10 protein-coding genes are annotated in these 11,081 nt (G+C 65.3%); 7 read left to right on the forward strand and 3 right to left on the reverse strand.

Going from position 1 to position 11,081, the window contains the following annotated elements:
• Nucleotides 1-197: 197 nt before the first annotated feature.
• The 3 genes from PHE40_RS07570 to PHE40_RS07580 form a co-directional block, all read right to left on the reverse strand.
• Nucleotides 198-1,421 carry an acetate/propionate family kinase gene (locus PHE40_RS07570; protein ID WP_299960303.1) on the reverse strand — a complete coding sequence of 408 codons (1,224 nt, stop codon included), beginning with the start codon at nucleotides 1,419-1,421 and terminating at the stop codon, nucleotides 198-200.
• Entirely contained in the window at nucleotides 1,414-2,859 is a 1,446-nt protein-coding gene (locus PHE40_RS07575) for a bifunctional enoyl-CoA hydratase/phosphate acetyltransferase (RefSeq protein ID WP_299960306.1), read from the reverse strand. The genes PHE40_RS07570 and PHE40_RS07575 overlap by 8 nt, the downstream gene beginning before the upstream one ends.
• 70 nt (nucleotides 2,860-2,929) lie before the next feature.
• Nucleotides 2,930-3,196 carry a hypothetical protein gene (locus PHE40_RS07580; protein ID WP_299960309.1) on the reverse strand — a complete coding sequence of 89 codons (267 nt, stop codon included), beginning with the start codon at nucleotides 3,194-3,196 and terminating at the stop codon, nucleotides 2,930-2,932.
• A gap of 152 nt (nucleotides 3,197-3,348) precedes the next feature.
• On the opposite strand from PHE40_RS07580, the gene PHE40_RS07585 reads away from it, so the two are divergent.
• The 7 genes from PHE40_RS07585 to PHE40_RS07615 all read left to right on the forward strand — a co-directional run.
• Nucleotides 3,349-3,528 carry a hypothetical protein gene (locus PHE40_RS07585; protein ID WP_299960312.1) on the forward strand — a complete coding sequence of 60 codons (180 nt, stop codon included), beginning with the start codon at nucleotides 3,349-3,351 and terminating at the stop codon, nucleotides 3,526-3,528.
• A gap of 7 nt (nucleotides 3,529-3,535) precedes the next feature.
• On the forward strand, nucleotides 3,536-4,087 hold the full coding sequence (locus tag PHE40_RS07590; RefSeq protein WP_299960315.1) for an SCO family protein: 552 nt from the start codon (nucleotides 3,536-3,538) through the stop codon (nucleotides 4,085-4,087).
• Between the two features lie 46 nt (nucleotides 4,088-4,133).
• The gene (locus PHE40_RS07595) at nucleotides 4,134-5,819 is read left to right on the forward strand and encodes a formate--tetrahydrofolate ligase (RefSeq protein ID WP_299960317.1); all 1,686 of its coding nucleotides are present in this window, start codon (nucleotides 4,134-4,136) and stop codon (nucleotides 5,817-5,819) included.
• 173 nt (nucleotides 5,820-5,992) lie between these two features.
• Nucleotides 5,993-6,916, forward strand: coding sequence for a sulfate adenylyltransferase subunit CysD (gene cysD, locus PHE40_RS07600; RefSeq protein ID WP_299960320.1), 924 nt, complete (start codon nucleotides 5,993-5,995; stop codon nucleotides 6,914-6,916).
• Complete coding sequence (gene cysN, locus PHE40_RS07605) at nucleotides 6,916-8,832, forward strand: sulfate adenylyltransferase subunit CysN (protein WP_299960323.1); 1,917 nt, start codon at nucleotides 6,916-6,918, stop codon at nucleotides 8,830-8,832. Before cysD ends, cysN begins: the two co-directional genes overlap by 1 nt.
• Nucleotides 8,829-9,548, forward strand: coding sequence for a 3'(2'),5'-bisphosphate nucleotidase CysQ (locus PHE40_RS07610; RefSeq protein ID WP_299960326.1), 720 nt, complete (start codon nucleotides 8,829-8,831; stop codon nucleotides 9,546-9,548). Before cysN ends, PHE40_RS07610 begins: the two co-directional genes overlap by 4 nt.
• Before the next feature lie 69 nt (nucleotides 9,549-9,617).
• On the forward strand, nucleotides 9,618-11,081 hold a 1,464-nt coding region (locus PHE40_RS07615; RefSeq protein ID WP_299960328.1), incomplete at its 3' end, for an FUSC family protein.

Consider the following 11,081-nt stretch of genomic DNA (forward strand, 5'->3'; position numbering starts at 1 on the left):
CGCGGCCGCCCCACCAGCCCCGCGCGCATACCAGTCAGCCTTAAGGCTGACTGGTATCACACGCCACGAAGACCCTCTGGGCGAAGCCGCCAGCAAAGTGGCGCTGCTGCTGGGCGCCGCAAGGGGCGAGGGCTTTCCCCGCTGCTGAAAACCCATCCCCTGCGCGTCTTGCCAGAGGAATCGCGCCCGGCGTTGCGTTACGCCGGCGCCATGGGGTGCCCCGTTTCAACCCCGTTCGCATTGTCGCCCTGCCCGAGAACCAAGAGGCAATGCGCCGCGATCATCGCCTCCTCGCTGGTGGGGATGACCCGAACCTCCACCCCGCTCCGCGGCGCGCTGATGCACGGCGCGTTCGCCGCATTCGCCTCCGGGGAGAGCCTGATACCGAGCCAGCCCAGCCGGGCGCAGATGGCGGCGCGGATCGCCGGCGCGTTCTCGCCGATGCCCGCGGTGAACACCAGCCCGTCCAGCCCGCCGAGCGAAGCCGTCAGCCCGGCGATGTGGCGGGCGGCCGTGTTGCTGAACAGCTCCAGCGCTTCGGCCGCTTGCGGGCGCGGGTCGGCGAGGAGCGCGCGCACATCAGCGGAGATGCCCGAGACGCCCAGCAGGCCCGATTGCGTATATAGCAGGCTGCTCAGCGTCTCCGGCGTAAACCCGCATGATTGCAGCAGATACAGCAACACCCCAGGGTCCATGGCGCCGGTGCGCGTGCCCATCATCAACCCTTCGAGCGCGGTGAACCCCATCGAGGTATCAACCGATCTCCCCGCTGCCATGGCGCACAGGCTGGCGCCATTGCCCAAATGCGCGACGATGACCCGCCCGCGCGCCAGATGCGGCGCCACCCCCGGCAGTCGCGAGGCGATATACTCATAGGAAAGCCCATGAAAACCATAGCGGCGCACGCCTTCATCATGAAAATGCCGGGGCAGCGGCAGGCGCTGGGCCGCCACGGGCATGGTATGGTGGAAGGCGGTGTCAAAACTGGCGATCTGCGGCAGCGCCGGGCGCAGCGCCATCACCGCGCGCACGGCGGCGAGGTTATGCGGCTGGTGCAGCGGGGCCAGCGGAATCAAAGCCTCCAGCCCGGCCAGCGCGGCGGCGGTGAGCCGCGTGGGGGCGCTGAACCGGCTGCCGCCATGGACGATGCGGTGCCCGCAGGCAATCAGCCTGTCCGCGCCCAGATGGGCCTCCACCCATTCCAGCACGGAGCCAAGCAGATCCTCATGCGTGAGCGGCGCATGATCCGGCCAGCGATGCTCAAGCGCCACCGCCCCCCCGGCATGAATACGCAGATGCGGCGCGGTGCCGATGTTCTCCACCTCGCCCGTGGCGATGCAGGCAAGCACCGGACCGGTTTCATACAACGCGAATTTAAGGCTCGACGACCCGGCGTTGAGTGTCAGAACCGCATCAGGCACCTTTGGCCGCTCCGGACATGTTCACCGCATCCGCTCCGGACATATTCACCGCATCCGCTCCGGCCAGAATCACCGCCAGCGCGCAGGAGGCCATGCGCGCACGCGCATCGTCAGCGCGGCTGGTGAGAATAATCGGCACGCTAGCCCCGAGCACGATACCGGCGGCATCCGCATTGGCCAGGAAGGTGAGCTGCTTGGCCAGGATATTGCCCGATTCGATGTTGGGGACCACCAGAATATCCGCAAGCCCCGCCACGGGCGAGGCAATGCTCTTTTGCGCCGCCGCCGTGGCGCTGATCGCGTTGTCGAACGCCAGCGGACCATCCAGCACCGCGCCGGTAATCTGCCCACGTTCGGCCATCTTGCACAGCGCGGCGGCGTCCAGCGTCGCCTGCATCGCCGGGTTCACGGTTTCCACCGCCGCCAGAATCGCCACCCGCGGCGCGGCAATGCCCAGTACATGCGCCAGATCGACAGCATTCTGGACGATGTGCGCCTTGTCCTCCAGATCAGGCGAGATGTTGATGGCCGCATCAGTCACCAGCAGCGGCTTGGGGTAGGAGGGCACATCCATGACATAAACATGGCTCAGCCGCTTGCCGGTCCGCAGGCCAGTCTGTGCCGCGGTCACCTCATGCAGCAGCTCATCGGTATGCAGCGAGCCCTTCATCAGCAGCCGCGCGCGCCCGGTGCGCACCAGCTCCACCGCGCGGGCGGCGGCGGCGTGGCTATGCGACGCGGGCTCTATGCGCAGGGCGGTTATATCCAGCCCACGGGCCGCGGCAACAGCGCGTATCTTGGCCACGGGCCCCACGAGAATGGGCGTAATCAGCCCGGCCCGCGCGGCCTCTAGCGCGGCCAACAGCGAGGTCTCGTCGCACGGATGCGCAATCGCGGTGGGCAGCGGCTCGCCCGCGCTGGCGCGGCTCAGCAAAGTGCGCAGATGCTCATGGCGCAGCAACCGCACCTCGGGCAGCGCCATGGCATGGCGGCTCACCTTCTGCTCCGGCGCCTTCACCGTGGCGGTGCCCTGCAACACCAGGGCGCCATGCTGGTTGCGGCAGGCGCAGTCCAAAATCACACGGTGGTTCTGCGGAATCTTCTCCGACACGGTGACCGCCGCGGTAATCGTGTCGCCAGGGCTCACCGGCGCAAGGAAACGCAGGTCCTGGCTAAGGTAGATGGTCCCCGGCCCCGGCAGTTTCGTGCCGAGCACGGCCGAGATCAGCCCGGCGGTCAGCACCCCCTGCGCGATGATATGGTGGAACAGATCCGTCGCGGCGTATTCGGCATCGAGATGCGCCGGGTTGATATCCCCCGAGATCACCGAGAACAACGCAATGTCATCCAGCGTGATCTCCCGCGTCATGCTGGCGCTGTCGCCAAGCGCAATGTCGTCGAAAATGCGGTTTTCCAGCAATTCGGTTGTAATATCCATAACGCCTCTCAGGTCTTCAGGGCTTTAACAAATTCAACGCGGCACGCCAGCTATCCGTTGAAAAACAGCCTCATACACCGGTATTGCCCGATTTCAACGCCGCCTCGCTGGGGCGTTCGGTCTCCGCCGGCGCCACTTGGTTGAACATGACGCTGAGCAACGCCGTATTAGCGCGCATCACGGCCTGGCCATAGACCATCTGCGCCTCCGCCAGGTTGCGCGCCACCTCGCTCATTTGCTCGAAGACCTTGGCGTTGGGCATAAATTTCTGCGCCCCGTCAAACAGATTCTGCGGCAGCAGGAAGGCTTCGAAAGGGTTCGTGGATTTCTCGGGCATGCTCGCTCTCCTCGGGCTACACCTCACAACGGAGGCCGGTCCCCCTTCTCGCACGGAATCCCCCCTGGATGATTGACCTGAATCAACATTAACAAAACGCAATGCCGGCCGAAGAACCTTTTCTTAAACATTCCATACCTAATCCTGCTGGCATGAACGGTTCCCGGCCCTCCTCCTGGCTGCTGCCCGCCGCGCTGGCGCTTTTCTCGCTGGCGGCCACCGCCGGGCAGGAGGTACGCCAGCTGGCGGCACAGGCCGCCCGGTTCGATGTGGGCGGCATCCAAGCCGCCCCCGCGCGTACCCCGCGCGCGCGGCAACTCGTGGAATCATGATCCCGCCATGCGGCTGACAAGGCGCGGCACGTTGGGCGGGGCCATGCTGGCCCTGGCCGTCTCCCCGGCGCGCGCGCAAAGCGCCATCGGCGGCCCTTTCAGCCTCACCAACGGCGCGGGCCAGAGCGTCACCAACCAGGATTTCCCCGGCAAATTCCTGCTTATATTCTTCGGCTACACGCATTGCCCGGACGAATGCCCGGCGGCAATGTACCATATCGCCCTGGCGCTGGCCAAAATGGGCGTGGCGGCGCAACGCCTGCAATGCCTGTTCATTACCATAGACCCCGCGCGTGACACCCCGGCGCTCGCCAGCCGCTACGCCTGCCTGTTCTCGCCCGACATCATCGGCCTGTCCGGCACAGCGGCGCAGGTTGCCCAAGCCATGCGAGCGTATCACGTATATGCCGCCCCCGCCGGCCCGCAAGGCGGCGAAATCACGCATAGCGACTTCATCTACTTCATGGCGCCCAGTGGCAGCTTCATCAGCGCCTTCCCCGGCAACCTCGCCGCCGGCACGCTGGCCGCGCGAATAACATCCGCGATAGGCGGCGCATAAGCATCCCCTTTATGACCGCCGCCACCCCGTGCTAGGCACCCTTGCCATGTTCAAAACCATTGATCCCGCCAGCGACCTCGCCATTGCCCGCGCAACCCCCCTGCAACCCATCGAGGCCGTCGCCGCGGCGTTGAACATCCCGCCCGAGGCGCTCTACCGCTACGGCCCTTACAAGGCCAAAGTGCCGCTGGATTTCGCAACCAGCGCCATGGCCGCGCCGCGCGGCAAGCTCGTGCTGGTCACCGCCATCAGCCCCACCCCGGCCGGCGAGGGCAAAACCACGACCAGCATCGGCCTGGGCGACGCGCTGCGCCGCCAGGGCGCCAAAGTGGCCATCTGCCTGCGCGAGCCAAGCCTGGGGCCATGCTTTGGCGCCAAGGGCGGGGCCACCGGCGGCGGGCGGGCGCAGGTTGGGCCGATGAGCGAGATCAACCTGCATTTCACCGGCGACCTGCACGCCATCTCCGCCGCGCATAACCTGCTGGCCGCGATGATCGACAATCACATCTACTGGGGCAATGCGCTCAACCTCGATACAAGGCGCATCACCTGGCCGCGCACGGTGGACCTGAACGACCGCGCCCTGCGCGACATCGTCAGCGGGCTTGGCGGCCCCGGCAACGGCGCACCCCGCCAAACCGGTTATGACATCACCGCCGCCAGCGAGGTGATGGCCATCCTCTGCCTCGCGGAATCGCTGGCGGATCTGGAGCAGCGCCTGGGCGATATCGTGATCGGCCGCGACATGAACAAGCGCCTGGTGCGCGCGCGCGAACTCAACGCCACCGGCGCGATGACGGCGCTGCTGCGCGACGCGCTGGCCCCCAACCTGGCGCAAACGCTCGAAGGCACCCCGGCCTTCATTCACGGCGGCCCCTTCGCCAACATCGCGCAGGGCTGCAACTCGGTCATCGCCACCAAAACCGCCCTCGGCCTGGCTGATTTCGTCATCACCGAAGCCGGCTTCGGCGCCGATCTGGGGGGCGAGAAATTCCTCGACATCAAATGCCGCAAGGCCGGGCTCACCCCCGCCGCCTGCGTCGTGGTCGCCACCGTGCGCGCGCTGAAGATGCACGGCGGCGTGGCCCTGCATGAGCTGGGCACGGAGCATGTGGAGGCGGTGCGCGCCGGCTGCGCCAATCTGCTCCGCCACGCCGGCAACATGCGCCAATACGGCCTACCGGTGGTGGTGGCCATCAACCGCTTCATCGCCGACACCCCGGCCGAACTCGCGGCGGTGGAAGCCGCCTGCGCGGGGGCCGGCATCAGGGTAGTTGCCTGCAACCATTGGGCCGCGGGCGGCGCAGGTGCCCTGGAGCTGGCCAGCGCGGTGCGCGCGCTTAGCGATACCCCCTCCAGCATCCAACTCCTCTACCCTGACGATCTGCCGCTCGCGGAAAAAATCCGCTCCGTCGCCACACAAATTTACGGCGCCACGGACGTCACCTTTGGACCCGCCGCCGCCAAGCAACTCCGCGAATTCACCAATGCCGGATTCGCCGCCCTGCCCGTCTGCATGGCCAAAACCCAATACAGCTTTTCGGCTGATCCAACCCTGCGCGGCGCCCCGGACCACTTCAGCCTTAACATCCGCGAGGTCCGCCTCGCCGCCGGTGCCGGGTTCATCGTCGCCCTCTGCGGCAACATCCTCACCATGCCGGGCCTGCCCCGCCACCCGGCGGCCGAGCATATCTTCCTCGACGCCAATGGCGAGATCGGCGGACTGTCCTGAACCAGCCGCCGTTTAATCTTCCGCCCGCGCGCATCCCGCCGCCGGGTTTTTTCCTTCAACCGAGCGGCTTTTGGTAAAAACTTCTTTTTTTGAAACAAGGTTTTACCTATCGCGGCGTGCGGACTAAACTGCCGCTCTGTGTCTTACCCCGTCTAACCGGAGCCGCCGCCGTAATGACCACGCCCACCCCCTCGCCCACCAGCCAGCTCACGCATCTGCAACGGTTGGAGTCTGAATCAATTCACATCATGCGCGAGGTTGTGGCGGAGGCTGAAAAGCCGGTGATGCTCTATTCCGTCGGCAAGGACTCCGCGGTGATGCTGCATCTGGCCCGCAAGGCGTTCTACCCCAGCCCGCCGCCCTTTCCTCTGCTGCATGTGGATACGACCTGGAAATTCAAGGCGATGTACGAGCTGCGCGACCGCATGGCGCGCGAAAGCGGCATGGAGCTGCTGGTGTATCAAAACCCCGAGGCCGCCGCGCGCGGCATCAACCCGTTTGACCATGGCGGCCTGCACACGGATATGTGGAAAACAGAAGGGCTGAAGCAGGCGCTGGATAAATACGGATTCGACGCGGCCTTCGGCGGCGCCCGGCGCGATGAGGAGAAATCGCGCGCGAAGGAACGCATCTTCTCGTTCCGCTCCGCCAACCACCGGTGGGACCCCAAAAACCAGCGTCCCGAGCTGTGGAATTTATACAACGCCCGCAAAGCCAAGGGCGAGAGCATCCGCGTGTTCCCCATCTCCAACTGGACCGAGCTGGACATCTGGCAATACATCCATCTCGAAAACATCCCGATTGTACCTCTGTATTTTGCGGCCAAACGGCCGGTGGTGCAGCGTGACGGTTTGACCATCATGGTTGATGACGAGCGCTTCCGCCTGCGCCCCGGCGAGGTGCCGGAGATGAAATCCGTGCGCTTCCGCACACTCGGCTGTTACCCGCTCACCGGCGCCGTGGAGTCGGAGGCAACCACGCTGCCGCAGGTGATCCAGGAGATGCTGCTGACCACGACATCCGAACGCCAGGGCCGTGCGATCGACCATGACCAGGCCGCCAGCATGGAGAAGAAAAAGCAGGAGGGATATTTCTGATGTCCGTTACCACCACACAAACATCCTCCTATCAGACCGACGCGCTGATCGCCGCTGATATCGACGCTTATCTGTTGCAACATCAGCACAAATCACTACTGCGCTTCATCACCTGCGGCTCGGTGGATGACGGCAAATCGACGCTGATCGGGCGGCTGCTGTATGATTCGAAGATGATCTTCGAGGATCAGCTCGCGGCGCTGGAGGCGGATTCCAAACGAGTCGGCACGCAAGGGCAGAATATAGACTTCGCATTGCTGGTCGACGGCCTCGCCGCCGAGCGCGAGCAGGGCATCACCATCGATGTCGCCTACCGCTTCTTCGCCACCGAAAAACGCAAGTTCATCGTGGCCGACACACCCGGCCACGAGCAATACACCCGCAACATGGTCACCGGCGCCTCCACGGCCGACCTCGCGGTTATCCTCATCGACGCGCGCAAAGGCGTGCTAACTCAAACGCGCCGGCATTCCTACCTCGCACATCTCATCGGCATCCGCCACATCGTCCTGGCTGTGAACAAAATGGACCTGATCGGCTATGATCAGGAAAAATATAACGCCATCGTCGCCGATTATACCAAATTCGCCGCATCCATCGGCATCAACGCTTTCACCCCGCTGCCGATCTCCGGTTTCATGGGCGATAACATCACCAGCAGATCCGCCAACACCCCATGGTATGGCGGCCCCACGCTGATGGAGCATTTGGAGACGGTCGAGCTGGACGTAACCGCCGACCAGCAAAAGCCGTTCCGCATGCCGGTGCAATGGGTCAACCGCCCGAATTTGGACTTCCGCGGCTTTTCCGGGCTGATTTCCAGCGGCACCGTGCGCCCTGGCGATCCCATCCGCGTGCTGCCCTCGGGCAAAACCTCCACCATCGCCCGCATCGTCACCATCGGCGGCGATCTGGAACAGGCGGTGGCCGGACAATCAGTGACCTTGTGCTTCGCCGATGAGATCGACTGCTCACGCGGTGATGTCATCTGCATCGCCGATGCCCCGGCGGAGGTGGCTGACCAGTTCGAGACCGTAATCGTCTGGATGGCCGACGACTCGCTTATCCCCGGCCGGCCCTACTGGCTGAAGCTCGGCACGCAGACGGTCACCGCCACAGTGCAGGCGCCGAAATACCAGGTAAACATCAACACCATGGAGCATATGGCGGCAAAAACGCTGGAGCTGAACGCCATCGGCGTGGCCAATCTCGCCACCGACCGGCCGATCCCCTTCGAGCCCTATGCAACCAGCCACACGCTGGGCGGCTTCATCCTCATTGATAAAATCACCAACGCCACGGTGGCGGCCGGGATGCTGCACTTCGCCCTGCGCCGCTCGCAGAATGTCCACTGGCAGGCGCTCGATGTCTCGCGCGAGACGCATGCGGTCCTAAAGAACCAGAAGCCGGCGGTGCTGTGGTTCACGGGCCTCTCGGGTGCTGGCAAGTCCACCATCGCCAATCTGGTCGAGAAGAAGCTGGTCCGCATGAACCGCCACACCTTCCTGCTCGACGGCGACAACGTGCGCCACGGTCTCAACAAGGACCTGGGCTTTACCGATGCCGACCGTATCGAGAACATCCGCCGCGTGGGCGAGGTCGCCAAGCTGATGACCGATGCCGGGCTGATCGTGATCACCGCCTTCATCAGCCCCTTCCGCGCCGAGCGGCAGATGGTGCGCGAGATGATGGCGCCCGGCGAGTTCATCGAGATCCACATCGACACGCCATTGGCCGACGCCGAGGCGCGCGACGTGAAGGGGCTCTACAAAAAAGCCCGCAGCGGGGCACTTAAGAATTTTACCGGCATCGACTCTCCCTACGAGCCGCCGCACACGCCCGAGATACGAATTGACACAGCAAAGCTGACGCCCGGGCAGGCGGCGGATCTCATCATCGAAAGACTGATCCCATGAACGACACGGCACTCGCCCGGCACCTGGCCGCAACCGCGGGCAGCCTGCTGCTCACCCTGCAACACTCCGGCCTGTTCTCCGCCAAGGCGCTGGGCAAGGCGGGGGACCGTGTGGCCAACGCCTTCCTCATGGAAGCACTGGCGGCGCAACGGCCCGATGACGCGGTGCTCTGCGAGGAAGAGAAGGACAACGCCGCCCGCCTCTCGGCCAGCCGGGTCTGGATCATAGACCCGCTGGACGGCACGCGCGAATATGGCGAAGCCCGCTCCGATTGGGCGGTGCATGTCGCCCTGGCGGTGGATGGCGCGCCTGCAACCGGCGCGGTGGCGCTGCCCGCCCTGGGGCTGACCCTGACCTCAGAGCCCGGCCACATCATCCCCCCTGCCGGCGCAAAGCCGCGCATGCTGGTCAGCCGCACCCGCCCCGCCGCCGAGGCCCTGGCGGTGGCGCAGGCGCTGGGGGCCGAGCTGGTGCCCATGGGCTCGGCCGGCGCCAAGGCCATGGCCGTTTTGCGCGGCGAGGCCGATATCTATCTGCATTCCGGTGGGCAGTATGAATGGGACAACTGCGCCCCCGCCGCCGTGGCACTCGCCGCCGGGCTGCATGCCTCGCGCATCGATGGCACCGCCCTCACCTACAACAACGCCGATCCATACCTACCGGACCTGCTAATCTGCCGCAAGGAAGACGCCGGGCGAATTCTTGCGCTGCTATAAAACCGGCCTCCGCATTGCGGGAATGCGGATTGTGCCTATCTCTGGCGCATAATTTCATGCTTCTTCCCGATGATGCCCAAGCCTGACGAATTACTCTTTGCGCTGAAAACCTTCGCCGGCGCGATGACGGCGCTATGGATTTCGTTGTGGCTGGGGCTTGAGAATCCCTATTGGGCGATGGCGACCGCCTTCATCGTGGCGCAACCACTCACCGGGGCCATGCGTTCCAAGGCCGTATACCGTTTCATCGGCACGCTGGTCGGCGCCACCGCCGCCGTGGCCATCATCCCCAATCTGGTCAACGCGCCGCTGCTGGCCAGCCTGGCGATGGCGCTCTGGGTCGGCTTTTGCCTCTACCTCTCCCTGCTGGACCGCACACCGCGCGCCTATATGTTCATGCTGGCGGGCTACACGGCCGGGATCATCGGCTTTCCCAGCGTCGCCGCCCCCGGGCTCATCTTCCAAACGGCGCTCACCCGCGTCGAGGAAATCTACATCGGCATCGCCTGCACCACGGTGGCCGGCACGGTCTTCTTTCCGCGCGGGCTGGGGCCTGTGCTGGCCCGGCGCGTCGCCGGCTGGGTGCGTCCGGGCATTGAGTGGGCAACGGCGGCGCTGGAGGGCCGTTGCGACGCCCCGGAGGTGCACGCCGCGCGGCGCAAGCTCGCCATGGAGGCAACCGACGTGGCGATGATGACGACACAGCTCGCCTACGATACCTCGAACCTGCAATCGGCCGTGCCCTACATCACCCAGCTGCGGATCTACATGCTGAGCATGATGCCGGTGCTCAGCTCCATCGGCGACCGCGTGGCCCAGCTGCGCCGCCACGGCGGCATCACCCCTGCGTTGCAAAAAACGCTAGACGCCACCGCCGCCTGGATACAGATCAGCGGGCCGGAAGATGCCGGTTCCCTGCACGGCCAGATCCGCGCGCTGGAGGATAGCGATCTCTCCTGGACCGGGCTGCTGCGCGCCAGCCTCGCCATGCGGTTGAGCGAGCTGGTGAGCATCATCAATCATGAGCGCGCCATCCGCCGCCATGTCTTCGATGGCGATGTGGCGCCGCAGAGTGCCGTGATGAAAGCTGAATTCATCGCCGTGGCGGCGCAGCTGCGCGACCACGGGCTGGCGCTCTTATCCGCCCTCTCCACCGCGCTGGCGATTTTGCTGGTCTGCGCGGTCTGGATCGTCACCGCTTGGTCCGCCGGCGCCGGCGCCGCCGTGATGGTCGCCGTCGCTGGCTCCTTCTTCGCCGCGCAGGACGACCCCGCCCCCGCCATCGCCCTGATGAGCCGCAGCGCGTTCATCGCGACACTCGGCTCAGGCTTCTACACCTTCTTGGTGCTGCCGCGCATGGAGACCTTCGCCGAGCTGGCGCTGGTGCTGCTGCCCGCAGGGCTCATCATCGGCATCCTCGTCTCCCGCCCGGCCACCTTTGGCACCGGCATGCAGCTGGGCGCCATCGGCGCCACCAATCTGGCGCTGGAGAACACCTATTCCGGCAATTTCGCCACCTACCTCAACAACACC

This window comes from Acidocella sp. (assembly GCF_028687955.1).
Classification (GTDB): domain Bacteria; phylum Pseudomonadota; class Alphaproteobacteria; order Acetobacterales; family Acetobacteraceae; genus Acidocella.